Source organism: Bacillus sp. Marseille-Q1617, assembly GCF_903645295.1.
In the GTDB taxonomy this organism is placed as follows: domain Bacteria; phylum Bacillota; class Bacilli; order Bacillales; family Bacillaceae_B; genus Rossellomorea.
The window spans coordinates 808,309-829,229 of record NZ_CAHJXM010000001.1 but is presented as its reverse complement, the minus strand read 5'-3'; the positions used below and the strand labels follow the sequence as shown (position 1 = coordinate 829,229).

At 45.3% G+C, this 20,921-nt stretch carries 21 protein-coding genes and 1 pseudogene; 6 read left to right on the top strand and 16 right to left on the bottom strand.

The window, feature by feature from the left end:
• Window positions 1-212 precede the first annotated feature (212 nt).
• The 7 genes from HWX64_RS04105 to HWX64_RS04075 all read right to left on the bottom strand — a co-directional run bounded on the left by HWX64_RS04105 (window position 213) and on the right by HWX64_RS04075 (window position 8,450).
• Window positions 213-2,273: a hypothetical protein gene (locus HWX64_RS04105; RefSeq protein WP_175987511.1), complete on the bottom strand. Its 2,061-nt coding sequence runs from the start codon at window positions 2,271-2,273 to the stop codon at window positions 213-215.
• A gap of 208 nt (window positions 2,274-2,481) precedes the next feature.
• On the bottom strand, window positions 2,482-2,937 hold the full coding sequence (locus tag HWX64_RS04100; RefSeq protein WP_175987509.1) for a hypothetical protein: 456 nt from the start codon (window positions 2,935-2,937) through the stop codon (window positions 2,482-2,484).
• A gap of 1 nt (window position 2,938) precedes the next feature.
• Window positions 2,939-3,949 (bottom strand): DUF3231 family protein, encoded by a 1,011-nt coding sequence (locus HWX64_RS04095; RefSeq protein WP_175989633.1) that lies wholly within the window; start codon window positions 3,947-3,949, stop codon window positions 2,939-2,941.
• 597 nt (window positions 3,950-4,546) lie between these two features.
• A complete protein-coding gene (locus HWX64_RS04090) occupies window positions 4,547-5,104 on the bottom strand; it encodes an AAA family ATPase (protein WP_175987507.1) in 558 nt (185 codons plus the stop codon).
• A 45-nt stretch (window positions 5,105-5,149) separates the two neighbouring features.
• A complete protein-coding gene (locus HWX64_RS04085; RefSeq protein WP_175987505.1) occupies window positions 5,150-7,096 on the bottom strand; it encodes a DUF2207 domain-containing protein in 1,947 nt (648 codons plus the stop codon).
• 145 nt (window positions 7,097-7,241) lie between these two features.
• Window positions 7,242-7,649, bottom strand: coding sequence for a hypothetical protein (locus HWX64_RS04080; RefSeq protein WP_175987503.1), 408 nt, complete (start codon window positions 7,647-7,649; stop codon window positions 7,242-7,244).
• A 63-nt stretch (window positions 7,650-7,712) separates the two neighbouring features.
• Window positions 7,713-8,450 carry a YdcF family protein gene (locus HWX64_RS04075; RefSeq protein WP_175987501.1) on the bottom strand — a complete coding sequence of 246 codons (738 nt, stop codon included), beginning with the start codon at window positions 8,448-8,450 and terminating at the stop codon, window positions 7,713-7,715.
• 228 nt (window positions 8,451-8,678) lie between these two features.
• On the opposite strand from HWX64_RS04075, the gene HWX64_RS04070 reads away from it, so the two are divergent.
• Complete coding sequence (locus HWX64_RS04070) at window positions 8,679-9,818, top strand: YibE/F family protein (RefSeq protein ID WP_175987499.1); 1,140 nt, start codon at window positions 8,679-8,681, stop codon at window positions 9,816-9,818.
• Window positions 9,815-10,589 (top strand): annotated as a pseudogene (locus tag HWX64_RS04065) (YibE/F family protein). The gene HWX64_RS04070 and the pseudogene HWX64_RS04065 overlap by 4 nt, the downstream one beginning before the upstream one ends.
• Window positions 10,590-10,897: 308 nt before the next feature.
• Here HWX64_RS04065 and HWX64_RS04060 read toward each other — a convergent pair.
• The 8 genes from HWX64_RS04060 to HWX64_RS04025 all read right to left on the bottom strand — a co-directional run bounded on the left by HWX64_RS04060 (window position 10,898) and on the right by HWX64_RS04025 (window position 15,316).
• Complete coding sequence (locus tag HWX64_RS04060) at window positions 10,898-11,452, bottom strand: DUF488 family protein (RefSeq protein ID WP_175987497.1); 555 nt, start codon at window positions 11,450-11,452, stop codon at window positions 10,898-10,900.
• A 111-nt stretch (window positions 11,453-11,563) separates the two neighbouring features.
• Complete coding sequence (locus HWX64_RS04055; protein ID WP_175987495.1) at window positions 11,564-11,734, bottom strand: hypothetical protein; 171 nt, start codon at window positions 11,732-11,734, stop codon at window positions 11,564-11,566.
• Between the two features lie 2 nt (window positions 11,735-11,736).
• The gene (locus HWX64_RS04050; protein ID WP_175987493.1) at window positions 11,737-12,024 is read right to left on the bottom strand and encodes a hypothetical protein; all 288 of its coding nucleotides are present in this window, start codon (window positions 12,022-12,024) and stop codon (window positions 11,737-11,739) included.
• Between the two features lie 84 nt (window positions 12,025-12,108).
• The gene (locus HWX64_RS04045; protein ID WP_175987492.1) at window positions 12,109-12,315 is read right to left on the bottom strand and encodes a hypothetical protein; all 207 of its coding nucleotides are present in this window, start codon (window positions 12,313-12,315) and stop codon (window positions 12,109-12,111) included.
• 598 nt (window positions 12,316-12,913) lie between these two features.
• Window positions 12,914-13,240, bottom strand: coding sequence for an IDEAL domain-containing protein (locus HWX64_RS04040; RefSeq protein WP_175987490.1), 327 nt, complete (start codon window positions 13,238-13,240; stop codon window positions 12,914-12,916).
• 71 nt (window positions 13,241-13,311) lie between these two features.
• On the bottom strand, window positions 13,312-13,725 hold the full coding sequence (locus HWX64_RS04035) for an Rrf2 family transcriptional regulator (RefSeq protein WP_175987489.1): 414 nt from the start codon (window positions 13,723-13,725) through the stop codon (window positions 13,312-13,314).
• 75 nt (window positions 13,726-13,800) lie between these two features.
• The gene (gene spxA / locus HWX64_RS04030; protein WP_175987486.1) at window positions 13,801-14,196 is read right to left on the bottom strand and encodes a transcriptional regulator SpxA; all 396 of its coding nucleotides are present in this window, start codon (window positions 14,194-14,196) and stop codon (window positions 13,801-13,803) included.
• Window positions 14,197-14,506: 310 nt separating this feature from the next.
• Window positions 14,507-15,316, bottom strand: coding sequence for a DUF2935 domain-containing protein (locus tag HWX64_RS04025; protein ID WP_175987484.1), 810 nt, complete (start codon window positions 15,314-15,316; stop codon window positions 14,507-14,509).
• Window positions 15,317-15,703: 387 nt separating this feature from the next.
• Between HWX64_RS04025 and HWX64_RS04020 the strand changes: the two genes are divergently transcribed.
• The 3 genes from HWX64_RS04020 (at window position 15,704) to HWX64_RS04010 (ending at window position 17,718) form a co-directional block, all read left to right on the top strand.
• Complete coding sequence (locus HWX64_RS04020; RefSeq protein WP_175987483.1) at window positions 15,704-16,597, top strand: cidABC operon transcriptional activator CidR; 894 nt, start codon at window positions 15,704-15,706, stop codon at window positions 16,595-16,597.
• Window positions 16,598-16,810: 213 nt separating this feature from the next.
• Window positions 16,811-17,347 (top strand): acyl-CoA thioesterase, encoded by a 537-nt coding sequence (locus HWX64_RS04015; protein WP_175989632.1) that lies wholly within the window; start codon window positions 16,811-16,813, stop codon window positions 17,345-17,347.
• Window positions 17,344-17,718, top strand: coding sequence for a hypothetical protein (locus HWX64_RS04010; protein WP_175987481.1), 375 nt, complete (start codon window positions 17,344-17,346; stop codon window positions 17,716-17,718). The genes HWX64_RS04015 and HWX64_RS04010 overlap by 4 nt, the downstream gene beginning before the upstream one ends.
• A 124-nt stretch (window positions 17,719-17,842) precedes the next feature.
• On the opposite strand, the gene HWX64_RS04005 is transcribed toward HWX64_RS04010, so the two are convergent.
• On the bottom strand, window positions 17,843-19,105 hold the full coding sequence (locus HWX64_RS04005) for an MFS transporter (RefSeq protein ID WP_175987479.1): 1,263 nt from the start codon (window positions 19,103-19,105) through the stop codon (window positions 17,843-17,845).
• Between the two features lie 100 nt (window positions 19,106-19,205).
• On the opposite strand from HWX64_RS04005, the gene HWX64_RS04000 reads away from it, so the two are divergent.
• On the top strand, window positions 19,206-20,858 hold the full coding sequence (locus HWX64_RS04000) for an ABC transporter substrate-binding protein (protein WP_175987477.1): 1,653 nt from the start codon (window positions 19,206-19,208) through the stop codon (window positions 20,856-20,858).
• Window positions 20,859-20,921: the final 63 nt, after the last annotated feature.

Genomic DNA, 20,921 nt, shown 5'->3' with positions numbered 1-20,921 from the left:
CCGGCCTGGTTCTACTCAAGGAATCTTTCACTTTTGACCGAAAATCATCGAGAAACCACTCATAATCTTTTAGTTTTGCTCAAAAATCATCGAGTTTCACGTCATAATCATCGAGTTTTGCCAATTAATCTTCCACTTTACCGTTTAGTCACAACAAAAAAGGTGCCCGCCCCGCTGGACCTTTAATACATTTGGGGCAGGCACCATATTAACTACGACAATTTCAACAGATTTCCTATCTCACCCGTATCATACGTAAACACTCCCATATTATTTCCTGTCTCTATCAGGGAACCATCATTCAAGGGCTGATATTGTATACTCTCAGACCATTTATGATCAGGGTCCATCCCTTTTTTGTGCTTCCCGATGAACAGGTTGCAGTCTTGATCACAGTCGCGGTAAATAGGTTTGTTCGTTCGTTTTCTGGCATTCACCCACATCAGGAATTTCATCAGCGAGCCCCAGATTCCTGTATAGCTCACGTTCTTCATCGGACTGCTCGTCAATTGATGAATCGTCAAGCTGCTTTTTCCATCGTGAAAGGTGATGTCGGATTTGACGGCTGAAGCAGAATGCAGGTCCCCTGACAGGATGATGAAGTCACTCGGTTTCAAGCCCGCCACCCTTTGGATGAATTCATTGAACCCTCTTCCATTGTATTTCCAGGCTTCCAAGTCAAAGCTGCTTTGCACAGGAATACCTAGGGTGTGAAGGGGAAGCATGTACTTTTGAAGGAAGGTTTCAATCAGACCGATGCCGTATAGCGGGGTCGGTGATACCATGATCAATGGCTCGTCCCCAGTCCAGCCCGTCGCATGAAAGCTGGCTATGACCTTATCCCACGCCGATTCCTTTATCAAGTTGGGACTCTTCGGGACTTCTTCTATTCTACTGAATAATTTAACTGGCTTCGGTACGTTATCATATCCGCGCTGGGTTCTGATATCAAGAAAGACGGCTGCCGGGTATGTCGGGGCAATGAAGTACCAGGAATCGTAGTCCCAAAGGCTGTTCATCCATTTAATGTGTACGGAAGAGCCCGGTTCAAAGGAATCAAAATAGGCTTGCATCGTTTTTCCAAAATGATCGAAGGAGTCAGGATCATTCCCCCACCCCTGGAATAACCAATACGAAGCAAGACCGTTGCTGATCACATGTCTTCCGAGCGGCGCACCCTGAACATTTTCTTTCCACTCTTCCGATAGATTCCAGTCATCCGTGATATCGTGATCATCGAATATCATATACGTAGGCGTATTCGCCAGCACTCTTCTGACAGCGCTAATCGCTGCGACCGTGCTGGATACTTCCAGCCACTGTTCCTGATAGCGTTCTTCAATCTTTCTGTACTCCGTCTTGAATTCGATCGAATGTTTGTTTTTAAAAGCAAAATACACCTGATCTTCTTCGGCCAATTCATGAAAAGGCTGGAACATTCTATACGCAAGAGGCATCCTCCAAAGCTCCGGGCTACAGGACATCAAATACATCGCCATATATTCCCCCATTGTGAAGAGGTGGTTGGAGGCTTTTCTTGAAGTGAACTTGCAGAATCGCTCACTGATATACTGCCTTCCATTAATCTGCTTGAGTCCTTTTTGAAAAGATGGATGGGTCAACCCCGGCTCCACGGACCCCAGTTCTTCGTCAAACCCTGACAACTCTTTCCCAAGCCCTATGATCGGCAGAATGAGAGAGTCCGCCACATCATCCGCGTAAATCTGGTCTCCCATTAAAAAGAGGGAGGAAGGCCTTTCGCCGCCTGCAGGATCGGCAGCAATCGCCTGATCGGCTTTCAGGAACACATCCTTCCCTTTCCCGTGCAGCTTTCGGCATGAACCGTATAGAATCTTGTTCTTCGTTCCTCCATTGATCGTAAATGTCGGAAGGGCCAGGTATCCGTAAACGATGGAGTCAGGATTACTGGAGGTCAGCAATCCAAAATCCCCGAGATCAAGCGTTTCTCCCTTTTTGCTGCTGAATGTCAAGTTATATCCGAGCAGCGTATCGACAGGGAATGTGCCCGATCCAGGAGACACTTTTATCAAGCTGATATATATATGCTTTCCGGCCTTGATTGTCCGGGCTTCTGTTGAACATTTGATATCCGTGTAATCAAAGCCGGCAGGAGGACCATTCCTTGTTATCTTGCACACTTCAGCCTGAATCCCATAAGGCTTACTTAACGCGATCCAAATGAAAGCCTGTCTATCATCAACCCGCCGTAATATCGGTCCGCCCAAAATTACCGGCAGCTCTCTATCAACCATTTGATCAACCCCCGTTCATTGAATTACTAGCATTGTATTCAGATGAGCCGGGGGTGGTGTGGACAGGGCGGAGAGTTTGCTTGTTTGGAAAAAGTGCAGCAGCCCTTGATGCTGTAACATTTACGTCAGGGGAAAGCCGGATTCTTTTTCAAATACAGGCAATAAAAAAAGACTGATTCCCTCCCGCCTTAAACAGCGGCAGCGGGGATCAGCCTTCCATCATATCTTGCTTTCTTTTTGTGACCTTCTGAAGGATTTTGCCTATGAAGATTCCTGGGATGACAGATAAGATTGGAAGCCAAACCGGTCCCAACAGCACTCCGAACAAACGGAAAGAAGAAGAGTAGATACACCCTAAAGTTACAAAATACCCAGCAAACACAAATGGATAAAATGAACCCTTTCCTATTTTCTCACCAGATTCTCTCCAGGCATCCCACATGGCGTAGAAATACAAACAAGGATAAAACATCAACCACTGATAGTCTGCCAGCTGGATTGCTTTTTCAATTTCACCATGAAAGCTGAGGATAATGATCGAATTGAAATGGGCTTGAATATTGATGATCACTTCCAATAACACGAATACGATCCCTTTCAGGACTTTTCCGTTCATGAACTGTCCAAAACCGGGAAATGCGATACTCCAGAATAATCGATCCATTTTACTTCGTCTTTTTCCGGGCCAGGTTTTCTCGATCCGATGCTTTCGGCGGCTGTTCCATCCAGCCGTGATCAATCATGATGTTCGCTCCGTCCTCTGAGTAATGAAGAATTTCCGCGGTAAGCCGTGAATACAAGACACCCAAATCATGCCTAGGGCTTGAGGACATCGAAATTCCATATTGCCCGATCCCCGACGCCGACAAAGCTGCAATATGGTACATCATCAATTTATCTGAAAAAGGGGATATCTTTGAGTCAGTGACTTCAGGGGCAAGGCTGAGGGTTCCAGATAAAAATTCTTCTTCCAGTAAAGAATTGAATACCTGATAATGTTTTTTGGATAAATCCCTGCCGCGCTCGAAATAACTTCGGACTTCCTTGTTTTTTGCGACCTGGCTGAAGCCGATGATGACCGCCTGTCCCAAAGCATTCCTTTCAGAATTATAATGAAGATTGGCAATTTCCACCCCGAGCAACGGCCTGCGATGGCCAAAATAACCTCTCAGGAAGCTCTGTCTTTCCACGTGGTCAACCCCAGCCGGTTTTGGAATGACGGGAGGCGGTATCATCATCCCCTTACGGATCGCCACTTCTTTACTGTCGTTATGCAATTTCGTCGTTTCTTCTAAACAATCGGTATAATACTCGACGATATCCTCCCTCACCGAAAGCGATAAAGCCAAGGAATAGGAACTCAGCCCGAATTTCCCCATATTCAATATGTAGAGTAAATAAAAGGTGTCCGTGAACAGTCGCGGAGCTTCCAGATTTACATCCTCTTCCGTAAACCCAAACGGAATGGTGTAGTCTTCTGCTTTTAATAACTTCGTGACTCTCCTGACGTGTTCTTCAGAAATACTGAGTGCGTATTCCAACACGCGTTTAATGTCATCATCATCAATATGCCGTAAATAATAACGGATGCCGCAAACCGCCATGGAATCATTTAAATATGAAGTCCATAGATTCGAAATCTCCGCTGCCGTAAGCTCTGTATGATCCTTTGCCATATCCACCAGCTAAACCTCCTGCAGATTGTATTATTTATACTATCTGCAATAGTGCGGCATAATATGAAAAATCGTGTGGACGGGAACAATAAGACCCCCGGTACGTTAGGGATTAACGGAGCGGGGGTCAGGGAATTATTTGAGCATCATTGCTTGTTCTTTTTACACATAAATGAAAAATGAATAAAAAACTCAATGAAACGTAAAAAACAGGGTGAATTTCTACGTTTTTCTCATCTTGCTCAGGACGGCTGGTCAGAAAAAGGTGAATTCCAACGTTTATTCTACTTAATCCACGGACATAGCCTCTTCTCTCAGGTCACCTATCTGGTTTATTATCGAGTTTTAAACATTTATTATCGAAAACAAAAGATTTATTATCGAAATTGAAGAATGTATTATCGAAATGATTGGGAGCACAGGCCCCTTTTATCGGAAATAAAAAGATAGAATCGATCGTGTTCTTTTATTATCTATTTCACAGGGATATTACTAAAAAAGGGGCCTCGGAACTATAAAGTAATAATGGTGACAGGGAACAATTATCCCCTGTCACCAATTATTTCGATTCTTTCAAAGACCTCATCTATTCCAAAATTACAACTGAAACTTTTCAATAATCTGTCCTGCAGCCTCTTCAGGACTCAAATAGGTATTATTTATCTTCAGATAATTCTCTTTATCTATTTCCCCTTCGTTCGAATTCAATCTAAGTCTGTCCAACGAAGCCAACAATCGTTTTTCAGAGTCTTCGATGTTTCTCTTTGAAGGTTTGTGTTTCAAGCGATTGGGTGTTTTATTTCGTTCTAATCGCACCTCCAGGTCGGTTTCCAGCTCTACAAAATAAACAGCTGCCCCCTTGGATTCAAAGATGGCCGCGACTTTCTCAACCCAGTCCCAATCTTCTTGCTCGTTAAAAGCCCACATGAAGGTGAAGACCATACCTTCTTGATCACTTTTGGCAAATGCTTCAAAGATTTCTTCTCTCATCAAGTTCGATAATCTCCACATTTCTTCTGTAAAACCAAAGAATGGCTGAAGCAATTCGATTGTCATATGGTTATGAAATAACTTCAAACCCGTCGTTTTTTCCAATTCCTGTCCGACGGTCATCTTTCCAACGGCTTGCGGACCGAATAGTAATACTAGTTTCATAATCGTCTCCCCCTTATTAACCAGGCTGCCAAACTCTGGCCTTCGTCAATCCGCTCCGGCACCCCCGCCGCCGTCACCGCCACCTCCGCCTCCACCATAATATCCTCCATCATAAGAACCAGATGAAGGAATGGCAGGAGGTACACTCCATTTCCATGAATTCGTCAAAAACTCATGAGGATTCTGATTTGATAATACTAAAGCAGTAAGAGGGGCTGTAGACAGCAGGGCACCTTCTGTTCGTTCATTTTGCCAAATCGTTTTGACTCGGCGTCTGCTGTGAAACATCATCGACCGGATCATCCACTTATCTAAATCTCGTTCGCCGACATCGGGATTCCTGTCTTTCCTCACCTGTTTCTTAAATCGACGGATGCCTTCTTTCAATCCAAGGGCACGACCCGGCAATACATAGCGCGGCACCAGTAGTAATAGAAGCGCGGATAGCGTGATGCTAGCCAGCAGAAGAAGCAGCGTTGTTTCATGATACACCTGGGCTGCTGCAAATATCGAAAGGAAATAAAAGGCGATGAATGACCAATTCCTTTTTTTCAGCTTCACCCATGCAAAAACCAGAAAGGCAAGCCCTCCACCTGCATATAGGGAGATCGCAAGAGACGATTGCTGATCGAAATAAAAGGCCAATGAAATGGCAGTAAGGGTCAAAATGGGCAGCATTTTTGCCAGCATATGAAACCAACTTCCATGCAAAAGCTTCGCTGCTCTTGCTTCCTTTAACACTTCATCAAACCATTCCTTCTCATTCGTCTTTAACGTCTTAACCTTTTCATGATAACTTTTCAAATGACGTCTGTTATCTTTCTCCCCCTTTGTTGCCCCTGCCAAATCAGTCAGAGCCAAGGACGCTGATCCATTCCTGCCTTTTCTCTTAAAAAATCTGGAAACAAATTTCTTCTCCATTTCAGAGAGCTTTTCTTCCTCGGCGGTCAAATGAACAAACAAGGTTTCGTCCGGCGCTTTCGGGTCACTTAGGAAACGGCTGGTCGTTTTCTCTTTTCGGACCGTCGCCTTCCCACTTTCAACCAGCGAATACAAGCCTGCCATAAAAGCCATATGAGTAAATTTCCCTCGGGTATGAATCATGTACAAAAGCAGGGGATCGGCAACCAAAACATCTGAAATACGATTTCTTCCCCTAATCCTCCCAATGGAATATCCGAAGATCACAATCAAAGTAATCAACCCTAAAAGCACAGCCATTCCAATGAGCACCTTGTTGTAACTCTCCATCTGAGTTTCTTTGAGAGCAGCTTCTTCCAGCCGCGTTTCTTCCTCGGCTATCACCTTATGCAAGGGTTTTGGTGCCACTGATTTCTCTTGTTCCTTCATGATAGAGGATGGAAAGAGCAGGCGTGTTTCTGTCAACGAATACATCTTTGAGACCGGAGAAGTAAAACGGATGAGCGATGAGCCTTTTTCTTCAACCGTCCCTTCGCGAGCATGAAAGAATGCAGAGTAATCATCCGGATCGATTTCTTCCGGAAACACAAAGTCGATGGTCACATTATGTAAATCCACATCATGGTTGTCGCCTGTCCCGAAAAAGGGTATCGTTACATCACTATAAGTATCGTAGGACTTAACAGCATTCGTTAACTCATATGCATATATAACGGATTTGGTGGAGTTCTCCACATTAAACGGCGAGCGATATGTATTCCCTTCCTGTTTCACCGGCAGCGAACGCAGGTCTCCCTCCTCCAGAAATCCAATTTCCCCCTCTTCATTCAGCAGTTCATAGGCTTCAAACCACTCTACCCCCTCATGGTTTTCCCCATGGATGGATCTCCTGAGACTCTTATATTCACCCTCGAATGTATAGGTGAACTTTTCATTAACCAGCACATTTCCATCAGGCTGAATCCAGGCCCGGATCTGTACTTCCTCAATCTGATAGGTTTTCGCATAAGCAGACTGTCCAATCGAGAAGAAAAGGAAGAGTAAAATGATGACCTTCTTTACTATGTTCATTTGTTCAGCCCTCCCTTTACCTTGAAGAATCATCTACTTGTATTCTCGTTGTGGATACCTGTCTTCACTATATACGAAAAGATGAGGTTGAAAGTTTCATAGAACGCAGCTTCAAGCTCCTGAATGAGCATGGGATGTGAGCATGCTAATTCAAAAAAAGATACACAACAAATACAGAAATATAAAAAGTATCCGCGACTGCCAGATACATCAATAGATTCGATTTTCTCAACCGTTCCAATGTGTAATTAAACAGGCAATCATATAAACTCACAATAAATAAAACAACGGAAATAATGATGACAAATACATTACCTGTCATCATCACGGCCAGGATATAAATCAGCCATCTGCGGAAAAAATTAAAGATCAATACAATGAAATCCAGGGACATGGAATATGGATTGATTTCGAGTTCATCAACAGAAGAGATCTCATCCAGACCCCTTTTAATTTTGCTGTACTCCCTTAAGTAGCCGAGATTCAGCCATAATATGATGAAGCAATAGATGATGATGATCATTTCTTGATTGTTTCTTATATATTCCTCCAATAACCTAACACCCCTTATCCAGTGACCTATTTAGTGTTTCAAAACTCCTCAATTTCTCTGAAACTAGAAAACCTGCTTCTCCAAAAGTACCTTCCCGATGGCAAAGTACTCCCTTATGAAGTAATTCACTTTCACAAAGAAAGGGGAATCCCCGGCCAGCCCTTGGCTTTCAATCCCAAGTTCTCCGGCAATCATCTTCGCCCTCATCAAGTGGTAGTCACTGGTGACGATGAGCACCTCCGGATCCATTATTCCCGCTTCCTCCAGGACTTCCCTTGAGTTTCGCAGGTTTTCATACGTGGTGGTGGATGTATCCTCATAGATGATGCGATCATTGGAAACCCCTTGTGCCATCAGATATCGTCCCATTGCTTCAGCTTCCGGGATCGACTCCCCTTCCCCCTGGCCGCCTGAGACGACCACTGGCAGTTCTTTGTTTTCCAACAGAAATTCTTTGCCCGCTTCCAACCTTGAAACCAGGGTCTTTGATGGAACCTCGCCTTTCAGCCCGGCACCGAGGATGATTACCGCATCAATCTCTTCTGCATGGATATCCTTCGATTTCTTCGACTCGAATAGAAGGTACGCTTCCACCGCGACAAAGGACAGCAGGAACACTCCATAAAGGATCATGATTAACCTGGCCGCATAACGGAGGGGAGTTCCCCTGTATTTTTTAAAAAGAAACGAAATGATAAGGACGACAACGAGATTTGCGGTGATGAACATGACACCGAATGTCCTGCCGAATAGAATCAGCAGTAATCCAATCGTTATAAAAATGATGTAGATGGGTTTCATGGAGCCCTTCCCCCTCTCTGTTACAAGACCAGAACAGTTATATATCCTTATTTTACCATAATCACCATCTTTAAAAAGGAAAAACTGTCAATGTCCCCTGCTGCAAAAGCCCTCATCTAAAAGCCCCGGCTTTTAAACTTAGCTTTGATTTACCAACCGGTTATGAAATAATAAAATGTGCCAGTAAGCAGAACCATAAATCAAATTGAATCATCGGAGGTACACTTGTTGCATGTACTTGTAAATAAAATTAAAAGCATGTCTTACATACATTTATTCATCCTTTTCCTTACCAGCTTCCTGTTTGCCGGCTCGCTCTATTTCGTCCATCATAATCAGGCGTTTTATGACCGTCCCATTGCGGAAGTGAAGAATGCAAAAGTCGAACAAACGACTGAGATGGAGGATATGAACGGAAATAAAGACCGGCGTCATACTCAGCAGATCTCGGCAATAGTGAAAAACGGTGAACACAAAGGGAAGACGATTCTATTAACAAATGAATATTCATCATCAGGCGCCTACGATCAGCCGTATAAACCCGGGAACGAATTATTCGTCTCGATCGACAAGAAGCAAGAGAATCCCAATGCGCTGACCGGTGCGATCGAAGATGTCAAACGGGATAAGTACCTCATGATCATCGCGTGGGTCTTCATCCTTCTGTTACTGATTGTTGGAAAGAAACAGGGCCTGTTCTCACTGATCACCCTTGGAGTGAACGCGGTGATCCTGTCGTTCGCCCTGGATGCCTACATTAAAACCGAGGGTATCAGCCTGCTGGTCGTTTGCAGCTTAGGCGTCATTGTATTCACCGGCATCTCACTGTTATTCGTAAATGGCTTCAATGAGAAAACCTATGCGGCGGTGGTGTCCACCCTTATCACAACGTTCCTTACACTCCTGATCAGTTATGTTGTCGTGAGGCTTAACTCAGGCAATGGACTCCGCTATGAGGAAATGCAATTTTTAACCCGGCCCTATGAGGCGGTTTTCCTGGCAGGGATATTGGTAGGCTGCCTCGGTGCGGTCATGGATGTAGCCATCACCCTGTCGTCATCCATCTTCGGGCTCTATGAAAAGAATCCAGCCATCCAGGTCAAGGCGTTGACGAAGTCTGGGTTTGAAATCGGACGGGATATCATGGGCACGATGACCAATATCCTGTTTTTCGTCTATATCAGCGGGGCGATCCCGATGCTCATATTATTTTTCAAAAATGCTTCGCCGCTCGGGTTCACCCTTACCATGAACCTTTCACTCGAAATGGCGAGGGCATTGTCAGGGGGAATCGGTATCGTGCTGACGATCCCGATTGCAATCTTCACTTCCATCTTTTTTGTGAAACGAAAGAAGGCGGCGTTATGACTGTACAATGGTGGCTGGCAGCCATCCTTTTCATTCTGATGGTCCTGATTGGAGGAAAAAAAGGAGTAAGTTCCTTTGCAGCTCTGTTCCTCAACTTCGGGGTCCTCCTCATCCATCATCATGATGAACGACCCCAATATGAATCCGGTTACCCTGGCGCTCGCTGCCTGCGTTCTGATCAGCTGCATCTCGCTGTTCATCATCAGCGGGGTCAACGTCAAGACGGTGACGGCTTTCATCGCAACGATCGTCACCACCGGGGCCCTTCTCTTCTTCATCTTGACGCTGACAGACGCGGCCATGATACAGGGCTTCAGTGAGGAGGAAATTGAAGAAATCGGGGCCTTCTCCCTGTTCGTCGGTGTCGATTTTGTCAAAATCGGGGCTGCGATGATCATCATGAGCACTATCGGAGCGATCATCGATCTATCCATCTCGATCTCATCCCCGATGAGGGAAATCCATTATCATAATCCCGGCATCAGCCGGAAGGATTTATTCACGAGCGGACTGAGCATCGGCAGGGACATCCTCGGGACGAGCACCAACACTCTGTTCTTTGCGTTTTTCGGAGGCTATATGGCACTATTGATCTGGTTCAAGGATTTGTCATATTCCCTTGGCGAAATCGTCAATTCGAAAGTTTTCAGCTCCGAGATGATTTTCATCGGGTCAGCAGGAATCGGCGTCGCCCTCGCCATCCCCGTGACCGCGTGGATCACGGCTTATTATTTGGTGAAAAGAAGAAAAGGTCAAGCCAAAGAAGGTTGACCCGGGAGACACGTAAGCGGGGCTTGATGGAAGACCCCGCCCGACGTCTGACTCTGGTGGAAGAAGAAACTATGTTAAGATGAGGATGACTTCATTCAACTTGGGAGGTTACAACATGGTAAATAGAAGAGTGGTCGTATTATCGGTTCTGCTGGTCATCCTGTTAGTCGGGGTATCGCTGGTAGCTATTTGAGATACATAGAATCGTGCTTTTAAAAAGAACGAAAACGGGACCAGTCCCCGGCGGGAAAAGCTTTCCCTTGCCGGAGGGCTGGTCCCATTATTTTTTTCGTTTCCGTGAAAATGGTCTACTCACCCAGCTCTGGGTACACTACCGTGCCGTCTTCTTCGATGATCGGCATCGCCCCCCATTTGCCGAGTTCATGAGAGATCAGTTGGGGCTCGCCATTTGAATCATCGATGATGTGGCGGACCTCCCACCCATTTGCTTTCAGCAGGTTACTGATGAGCAGGCGGTGGCATCTGGCAGGATGGCGTTCCGAGCACATATAGACCAGGCTGGTCCCCAATGCCTCCTCCTTCAGCTCCTGAAGGCCTTCCTTGAACTCATCAGTCAAAGTATAATCCGCATAATTGTGAAAGGATTGGTTGTTCCACCCGGCATTCAGGTCTTCACCGGTATGACCAGATATCCGTCTCCTGCCGCCAAGCTGCGGAAAATGACGGTACGAGATACCAGCATTCACCAGCCACTTCTCCATGTTTTCCTTCTTGAATTGGGGATGCTTGCGGCTGGCTGGAAAGGCGCGGATATCCGCTACGAATCTGATCCCGGCCGTTTCCAGCATCCTCAGGAAATGTTCCTCGGAGTGGATCGAGTGACCGATTGTATAGATATACATAGGAGCATCACCTTTCGAAAGGAAGTATTGAGGTGTATTCTACTATACCCGTTCATCCTCCACATATCCTTGTGTAAAAGAATATGGGACCAGGCACCGGCGGAAAAAGCTTTAACGATCAGGCGTGCTGGTCCCATTATTTTTTGACTTATTTTTAATCAATCGTCCAATCCCATACACGAGCATGAATAGGGAAATCGGAAGGATATATAAGCCGCTTACAGGGGTTATATATCCGAGTAAGAAAATCATCCCTCCAATGATTATTAAACCAATTGCCACTGTCATCCCCCACTCCCGCCTTCCTCACTTTTAAACATTCGAATCTTATAATAAGTAAGGACGATCAGGATAAGTCCGAATGATAAAAAGATACTGCCGGCGGCCAGGAATGCATGGATGTACCCCTCGATGACCAGATGATAGAGGCCGGTATCCGCACCTCCTCGATCCGCGAGCCACCTCTCCCCTGCAGCTAAACCAAATTTCCCGCTCAAAAACAGCATCATGCCGCCTGCTGCGGCTGCCACCCAGCCGATGATCATTAAGCCTTGCCAGTTTTCTTTTTGCATAAAGTTTCCCCCGTTTCATCTAAACTCTAGTGGAGAGCTGGCGCGCAAAAAACCCGGGGCTAATACGAAGGCAGCAAAGAAAACCTAATCTCTATTAATCTCGTTTATTTTATGAGCGATGTCCCAAAGTAAACCTACAATCACGCCTAGAGAAATCGAAACCACATAAAAGCCTGTCATATCTGTATCCGTCAGCATATTCAATGACGTGTTGGCTGTCCAGCCGGCCGCTCCGCCCGCAAAAGCACTTAATGCCGTCAGACTGTCTTTTTTCTTTACTGTTTGCTCCATTTTCCAACTCCCCTTTTATACTATTCTTTTAAATCAGCATTAATGAAGCCGGTTGCTTCACGAATTATTTTCCATATACATCTTATAATACCATAAAATGTTAGTAGTTTAATAACAGAAATAGGCCAGCCCCTATCATATAAGGAGGCTGGCCTTTTAACTCTCACTGTTCTTCGATTGGTGCAAGAAGTAAGCACTGTGGATGGGGATGGAACTTGTTCTTTATATGGATGTTTTCATATAAGACATTTGAAAAATATTCATATTTTTCGTCAAACCCTGTGCCGAGAGCTGCCACAGCACCTATATTGGGCTTAGAGAAGGTTAGTAAGGCGGCAGAAAGTCTCGGGCATGACCCTTACGTTCCATATTGAGCGATTTTCATACCACTTTTTGAAAATACAAGCAAGATTTCAGAAATACGTTCCACTTTTCAAAAATACAAGCAACTTGTCGAATAATCTTTAAATCAGTTACCGGCACCGCATCTATCAAACCACCTTTTAATTTGTCAAAACCATTTTCAAATTGAAAAACGTGCCTGACGCTCAATCCGTTAAATCTCTAACGTATCAAGCATCAGGCACCTATATTAGTTTCATTCTTCAACCTTCACTAGCTCCCTCATCGAATTCAGCTTCGACGTCAACTCCAGGAACCATTCTTCATCCCCTGTAGACAGGGCCAAGTCGATCAGGTATTGAATTTGTCCCTTATTTGCTATTCTGGCATCGGGCAGCTTCTTCACATCTTTTGCTAATAAAGGGATCGTGCTGCCTTCAATTTCCCTGTTATCGCTTGTGATGACTTTAGCTTTCACGGTGGCTGTTTGATGATCGAGATTCTCGATATATCCGATGATCAATTCGCCGTCATGTGATGTCCCTTTTACCCAGTCGCCTGTTGTCAGAAGTTTGTTCATCATTTACACCCACTTTTCAACTGAAATATTTTTTATTACATTTAAGTCAGATGGAAGACCGCAGTCTTCCCATGTCATTTGTCTTTTGAAATCAGATCAACGATATCTTTGATGGTGTACTGCTTTAAATAGTCGCCAAGATGCTCTTCCGCACCGAGGAAGATATTGAACAGTACATTCCTCATATTCGCCCCCACCATACATGCTTCATTCGATTCAGGACATTTCGGCTGCAGTGCCCCTTCCGATGTAAGCATGTAGATATCAAAAAGATTTACTTCACTCAAATCCCTGGCTAGGATGAATCCGCCGCCGTTCCCTTCCTTCGATTTGATGATTCCATGCTTTTTCAGCAGACTCAGGACTTTCCGGATACGGACGGCATGCACCCCTGCACTCTCTGCAATGGCGTCGCTTTTGGACATCCGGTCCAGCTGCAGGGCAAGATACGTTAAACTGTGAATGGCTAAAGTAAAATCACTATTCATGGACTGCCTCCTACTTTCTATCTGCACGGTAATGGTAAATGCTACAGATAGGCCAGTCAAGTTTTCCAGTCCGGCCTATTTTGCTTCTTTCAGCAGCTCCTGATAAGAAAACGTCCGAAGCTTGCGAGGCAGGAAACTGCGGATCTCTTCATCGTTATAGCCGACCTGGATCCGTTTTTCGTCCAGCATGATCGGTCTCTTCACCATTTTCGGATTGTCTATGATAAGTTGATACAGCTGCTTGAGCGGCAGTGAATCAAGATCCACGTCCAAATCTTTATACGTTTTGGAATTTTTGGAGATGATTTCTTCTGTCCCTTCCTCTGTCAGGCGCAGAATGGCTTTGATCTCATCCACCGTCAGGGGCTCCGTCAAGATGTTCCGTTCGGTATATTCAATCCCGTGTTCTTCAAGCCATGCCCTTGCTTTTCGGCAAGAAGTACAGCTCGGTGTAAGGTATAGTGTAACCATTAAAATCACTCCTTTAAGGCTTTCGCCATTATATATCATTCATGTTATGCTGAACTCATCTAAGTGTAACAATTATTTTTACAGTTTAGCTGTTAAAAAAGGATTCGCTTTTTTCATTGGGAAGAATAAAAGGAATTCCATGTATACTGTAATTTTAATATTTACAGATAGGAAAGTCAATACCATTTATTATCAGGTGTTCTTTTTGAGCCATGGGGACAGGTTCCATGGCCCATGTTGAAGACGCGGTAAAATCATGTGACTGGTTGATATAGGAGAGCGGGTCAAGGTACCTGTCCCCTCGTCCCAATTAAAAAGGGTCCTTGGTCCGTGGCTTCCCGGGGTCACAATCCGGATACTCCACCTGCGTGGATTCTGCCAGTTTAATTAAATAATAGCATTCTTCCCTTGCCATGTGGTCGGCCATCAAACCTGAAAAGGTCCCCAGGACTTCTTCCGAAAGCTCCATTTCCTCGAGTTCTTTAAGAAAGGTCCGGAACAAGCTCATTTCCACTTCGACATCACGATTGAAACGGTGAAGGGCCGGGAACTCACTCAGATTTGTCCGAAGGTACCCGGTCAATTCCACGGCTTTCAAGTAAAACTGCTCAAAGTGTTTCGTGAATTCCCGGCTTTTCTTTCGCAGCCTCTTCTCTACGGCATCCAGTTCATCATGAATGGCACCTGCATGGCCGCCGGCATCAAGCAGCCAGATCAGATGATGATGCAGCTCATGAAAAATAGGAGGCACCTCGCCTTTACCTAAATAACTGATGACATTCAGGTACTCATCAAGTTCATTCACCATATGATTGATGAAGGTCGGGGGTAAATGGATTCCCACTTTTCCATGCAGCTGGTCCTTGATAATCGCCAGTTTAAAACCACGCATCTTCCTTACAACAGCTTCCACTTCAGCAGAAAACTTCTTATAATCACGGACATTCCCTTTTCGCACGGACTCTAAGTATTGATCAAACACCGTTGCAAATTCCTTTGCTTCCTTGATTCGATTCGTTTGGGATGGGTACAGCGAATCCCGGATGAATCTGGCGTGATCCCCCAATATTTGCAGCCAAAATGTATGTTCAAACACGGCACTTTCATTAAAATCCTTCATCCTCTTCCCCCTCTTTTTAAGAATCCTTTAAATATATATGGTGGATGTGGTGTATTAAGAAGCCGAATAATTGTTTTGACATGAAGTTTCAGAGTATTAACCTGTGGGACGCTTAAGGTGTCTACGGAATATTCGTTCCCTTACTTCTTTCCAGCACTAAAAAAATGAGAGATCTCTTACGAATCAGAAATCACCTTTTTCATTTCCCCCATTTGCCCTGTTGCCTCCCCCTACCTTGCCCGCTGCCCACTCTCGTGCAAACAAACCAGTTTATACAAGAACCGTTCCAAACTTGAATGGACAGTGGGACGATGATATCCTCCTTCACATCAGTCCAAATATGTTAATATGGCTACATACTAATGTTATGAGGAAAGAGATGAGAATGTGGATATCAGGCACTTGAAATATTTTATAGAAGTGGTGAGATTCAAGAGTTTCACGCGTGCTGCAGATCATTTATTTGTCACTCAGCCCACGATTAGCAAGATGATCAGGAACCTGGAGGATGAGCTTGGAGTGGAATTATTTGATCGGTCAAGGAGGCAGCTGGTATTGACAGATGCCGGCCATGCCATCCTCAAACAGGCCCAAACGATTGATAAAGCATTCGAGAATGTGCAGCAGGAATTGGATGATCTGATTGGGTTGCAGAGGGGACATATCCGCATCGGGCTCCCTCCGATTATGGATGCCGGGCAATTCATCAGTGTCTTGGGTGAATTTCATCAGTTGTACCCGCACATCACATTCCAGCTGATTGAAAATGGGACAAAAAGGATCGAAGAAGATATTTTGGGTGATCATCTTGATGTCGGGATCGCGGTGCCGCCGACGCCCGAGGAGAATTTTCATCATTTTTCGTTCATGAAGGAAGAGCTCCTCGCAGTGGTGCCGAAAACGCATAGATTTTCGGCACGTAAGCAGATCAAGTTAAAAGAATTGGAGAATGAGCTGCTCATTCTATTTAATAAGGACTTTGCTTTACATGATCGAATCAGGGGGGCATGCAAGGAAGCCGGTTTCATTCCGAAAGTCGTTTCCGAAAGTTCGCAATGGGATTTTATTGGAAAGATGATCAAGGCTGAACTGGGGGTTTCAATTTTGCCTGCAAGTGTTTATAAGTTGTTAAAAGAAGACCTGGTCGCTATCAAGGTGGTCAAGCCTGTCATCGAGTGGGACCTTGCAATCATCTGGAGAAAAAATCAGTATTTATCATATGCCACAAAGGAATGGCTCAAGTTTACACAGGAACGGTTAATGGGAAGCATCTCTGATTGAGGTGCTTTTTTGCTGCATTTGTCCCAGTTTTCAAATATTCTTCAGCTGATTTTGTAAAATCACATGCTGTTTCCATTTGGATGAAAGCAGTTCCATAGATACTCTCTATGAAAAGGATACAGAACATTCATTTCACTTATCTTACATACGCACTTACACTTTGTATATCAAACGTTTGAGAAACCATTTATTACAGAAAGGAATGGAATGTTCATGCAAGAAACGAAGCATCCCAGAGAAAGCCTGGTCGTTAATACAGATCAGGTCATGATCAATGATTTGAATAATTACAATACATTGTTTGGGGGGGTATTGATGAAGAAGCTGGATAACAATGCTACGTTATCAGCAAGGCGCCATGCCCGGGTGAAGGAATGCGTGACAGCATCCACCGATTCCATTGACTTCCTATATCCGATTCATCAGACAGATTCCGTATGTGTCGAATCGTTTGTATCATACGTCGGCCATAAATCGATGGAAATCTTCTGTAAAGTAATCGCCGAAGATATGATCACCGGGGAACGAAGAATGGCGGCCACCGCTTTTCTCACCTTTGTTGCACTGGATGAGAATAAGAAACCGATCAAAGTTCCGGAAATACTGCCCGAAACCGAAGAAGAGAAATTCCTCTTTGAATCAGGGAAAGAACGCGCAGAAAACAGGCGAATCCGCCGAAAACACAGTAAGACCCTGACGGAAATCATCAAGCTTGAGAAACCTTGGAATATGGGAGGAGAAGCATCATGACCAGTATGTTGGCCAGTATGAACCAACTGTATGAGGCAAAAAAAGATGTGGAATCGTTAAAGCAGCAATTTCCCCAATTGCATGAACAGGTTGTGCATGTCACAAGCCTTACGAGACAACTGCAATTAAAATACGGATATATGGGTTCTTTATTGAGAGATAAAGAGCTGCCGGATTACCAGCCACAATTCGTGCGGGGATCCATTCTTACTCTCTACAGACTGGAAGTTGGAAAACTGAAGGAAGATCCAAATATCGCCCAATTGAAAAGACTTATGAAAAAGCATCACAACATCAGTGATTCAAAATTATTCTTGTTGATTCTGGGCGCAAAGCCTGAACTGCTGCATGGATCAACCATTATTAAATGACCTTGAAAGCATGAAAACGGCAGCATTGGGGAGGTTCTTTGTCTTCCTTTGGAAGAGAACCGTCCCCGTACTGCTAAAAACTGCGTCTGTCGCTGGCACAGCTTCTCTTGTCCCTCCTATCCGTTCATTTCCCCCCACTTGCACTGATGCCGTCCACTACCTTGCCCGTTGTAAAGTTTCGTGCAAACAAACCAGTATACACAAGAACCGTGCCAAGCATGACGATAAAACCAATGTAGACGCTCATCATCGTCGGCATCAGGAAGGCACCGATGATGATGGTAGATCGTGCGACGAGGTCCGCTCCGCTGAAGGATAAATTCGAGAAGGCGGAGTAGGATCCCCGTTTATCTGCAGGGATCATATTGGCCTGTTCGGCGTTGCGGATCGGGGAGTAGACGAGTTCCCCCAGTGTCGCAATCAGGTTGAACGCAATCAGGATGTACCATGTGTTGGCGGATGTGACGGTCACATACCCGATGCCATACAGGATGAGTCCGATCAAGAGCGCGTTCTTTTTATTCAGTCGGTCTGTGTAGCGGTTGATGATGAATGTGAAGCATACGACGAGAAGCATGTTCTCAATATTCAGGATACTCAGCATCCGTACCCCGGCGATTTCGAAGCTCCCGATGTTCACCGACTTGAATGTTTCCGCAAGCCGGATCCCGATATAGCTGTTCAGGGAGAATTCCGCTGCAAAAATGAATGTGGATCCCGCGACCACTTTTACAAAAGCTGCATCACGGAAAGCAATCCGGTAATTGTTGACGAGGTCGATGAACACATTGTCGTGCTGTTTCTTCAGCTGGTCCTTGAACTTGTCCTGCAGCCAGATGCCATAAGCGATCGGGATGATTGTCGATGTGAAGGTCAGCATCATAAAGAGTTCTGTCTTATGGTTCAGATACAAGAGTCCACCGAGGGCCGCACCAATCGCCATCGACAGATTGACGAGCCAGTAATCCAGCGCGTAGACGGCTTTCCGATTCTCCGGCGTCGTCGAATCGATAATGATCGCATGCATCGCCGGACGGCCGAGGCTGCTCGTGATGATGAATCCGATATATGCTGCAGCGAACAGCAGGATCCATTTTTCCTGAGGAAATAAGCTGACGGTCATGATGAGAAAAAATAAAGCGTTCAGCCAAGACGTTGTCAGCAGTACCTTCTTCCTCGGAAAGCGGTCGGATATGTATCCTCCCACCAGGTTGATGAAAAAACCGATCACCACGGTGTTGATCAGGAACACACCTGCCCAGACCTTATTCATTTCCTGTGCAAAGAACAGCGCCATGAACGGCATAACGGCGGATGAAACAGCGCGGTTAAAGAATGATGTGATCATCCGTACTTTTATATTTTGAGGTAATTCCTTCCACTTCATGTTGTTCCTCCTCCTCTATTTACTGTATAGTAAACTAGACGGATTATTTTAAAAATAGACACTTTACAAAACAATGTCCCCTTTTAGGAGGAAAGGCACAATGGAGAATAAATTACTCACTCTTTGGAGGTACTATCCATCTGGCAGCATCCGGGTGGAAGAAATCTCTGAAACCCTTCAATTAAGCCATAAGCAGACGACCCGCTATTTGAAAAAATGGAATGAAGAAGGCTGGATTGCCTTTACCCCCGGCCGCGGACGCGGGAATGTATCGACGCTTCAATGGAAGAAGGATGTCGAGGAAGTGTATGAAGAAGAGGTCGTGAAGCTCATCGATGAGGAACCTGTTGAACGGATCAGCAAGTATTTGATGTACAGCTGGTCGACGGACAGCAAGATGAGGCTGATGAACAAATTCCAAACGAAGCTCGGGTTTGTACAGGAATCGGAGGATAAGCTGATTGTGCCGAAACGATATCCCTTTTTCTCCATCCATCCGCTGGAGGCTGCGGACGTCCTCAGCGCCCACTTGGTGGCGAACGTATTTAACCGGCTCGTTTCCCTTACAGAAGACGGAAATATCGTGCCGGAACTCGCACACAGCTGGGATGTTTCATCTACTAAACTGCGGATCTATTTAAAAAAGGATATCACATTTCATGACGGCTCCGTGTTGACGGCAAAAGATGTCGTGTACTGTCTCGAAAAACTTCGGACGTATCCGCATTACCAGGATTTATGGGCACCCGTTGAAACCATCGAGGTAAAAGCCCCCCTCATCATCGACATCGTCCACCCCGGGGGCTGCAGTTATATGCTGCCGATGCTCAGTATGATGTGTGCCAGCATTTACAAGGAAAACAAGGATCGGGTGCTTGGCACCGGATGCTTTTTCCTCGAGGAAAACAGTGATTCAAAGACGACTCTCGCTGCCTTCAAGGAGCACTTTCAAGAGAGGCCGCTCCTCGATGCCGTCGAGTTTGTCCAGGTACCGCAGGACTTTAAGGGAATCTATCATTCTCACATCGAACGTAGTGATTCTTTGTCGGTTGAAGTGGAGAGTGACTCCGGGTTCGGAGTTGTGATCATGAATGCCGGCCCGTACCGGGACTCTGCGATTCAGAGGAAAGAGATCCGCGAATATCTTCATTGGGTCATTGCAAAGAACCGTCACAAGCTTAAGGACTGCGACCCGCGGATGACACCGAATGACAAAAGCATCCTGGCAGGTCACGATCATCATATAACGATCCTTGAGCCAGAACGCCCCTCGTTTATAGAACCGATTGTGATTCGGGGTGCCAATCACACCGCCAAGACGACGCAGTGGCTCGTTGATATACTTAAAAAAGAAAAAATCCCGGTCGAGCTCCAGTGGTTTTCCTTTGCCGACACATTGACCAAGCAGCCTGAGACACTGAACGTCGACCTTTTCGTCCACGGGGAAATCTTTGAATCCAACCAGGACTTTTCCTTCTATCACTTTTTGAAAAACGGCTTTTCCCCTCTCTTTCATCTATTCGCAAAAGATGAAAAATGGAAGAGTCAATTGCAGGAATACCTTCATACACCATTCAAGGAATGGACTGCGCTGAATATTAAAATCGAGAAAAGGCTCATCGAAGAATCGATCATGATCCCCCTTTATTACGAGAAAAAGTACATCCCGTTCTCTACGGATATCATGAATATCGAGTTTAAACATTTCGGGTATGTAGACTTTTCGAAACTGTGGGTGCGGCCGGAAGTGTAGGGATTCGATCAAGTTCGAAGGCCCGTCCCGGCGTGCGTTAATGCGTTAGTGCACGTTGGGACG

Coding starts and splice junctions, on each gene's coding strand:
- HWX64_RS04105 (WP_175987511.1), bottom strand. CDS start 2,273: ATGGTTGATAGAGAGCTGCCGGTAATTTTGGGCGGACCGATATTACGG.
- HWX64_RS04100 (WP_175987509.1), bottom strand. CDS start 2,937: ATGGATCGATTATTCTGGAGTATCGCATTTCCCGGTTTTGGACAGTTC.
- HWX64_RS04095 (WP_175989633.1), bottom strand. CDS start 3,949: ATGGCAAAGGATCATACAGAGCTTACGGCAGCGGAGATTTCGAATCTA.
- HWX64_RS04090 (WP_175987507.1), bottom strand. CDS start 5,104: ATGAAACTAGTATTACTATTCGGTCCGCAAGCCGTTGGAAAGATGACC.
- HWX64_RS04085 (WP_175987505.1), bottom strand. CDS start 7,096: ATGAACATAGTAAAGAAGGTCATCATTTTACTCTTCCTTTTCTTCTCG.
- HWX64_RS04075 (WP_175987501.1), bottom strand. CDS start 8,450: ATGAAACCCATCTACATCATTTTTATAACGATTGGATTACTGCTGATT.
- HWX64_RS04060 (WP_175987497.1), bottom strand. CDS start 11,452: ATGTATATCTATACAATCGGTCACTCGATCCACTCCGAGGAACATTTC.
- HWX64_RS04050 (WP_175987493.1), bottom strand. CDS start 12,024: ATGCAAAAAGAAAACTGGCAAGGCTTAATGATCATCGGCTGGGTGGCA.
- HWX64_RS04045 (WP_175987492.1), bottom strand. CDS start 12,315: ATGGAGCAAACAGTAAAGAAAAAAGACAGTCTGACGGCATTAAGTGCT.
- HWX64_RS04040 (WP_175987490.1), bottom strand. CDS start 13,240: ATGATGAACAAACTTCTGACAACAGGCGACTGGGTAAAAGGGACATCA.
- HWX64_RS04035 (WP_175987489.1), bottom strand. CDS start 13,725: ATGAATAGTGATTTTACTTTAGCCATTCACAGTTTAACGTATCTTGCC.
- spxA (WP_175987486.1), bottom strand. CDS start 14,196: ATGGTTACACTATACCTTACACCGAGCTGTACTTCTTGCCGAAAAGCA.
- HWX64_RS04025 (WP_175987484.1), bottom strand. CDS start 15,316: ATGAAGGATTTTAATGAAAGTGCCGTGTTTGAACATACATTTTGGCTG.
- HWX64_RS04015 (WP_175989632.1), top strand. CDS start 16,811: ATGCAAGAAACGAAGCATCCCAGAGAAAGCCTGGTCGTTAATACAGAT.
- HWX64_RS04010 (WP_175987481.1), top strand. CDS start 17,344: ATGACCAGTATGTTGGCCAGTATGAACCAACTGTATGAGGCAAAAAAA.
- HWX64_RS04005 (WP_175987479.1), bottom strand. CDS start 19,105: ATGAAGTGGAAGGAATTACCTCAAAATATAAAAGTACGGATGATCACA.
- HWX64_RS04000 (WP_175987477.1), top strand. CDS start 19,206: ATGGAGAATAAATTACTCACTCTTTGGAGGTACTATCCATCTGGCAGC.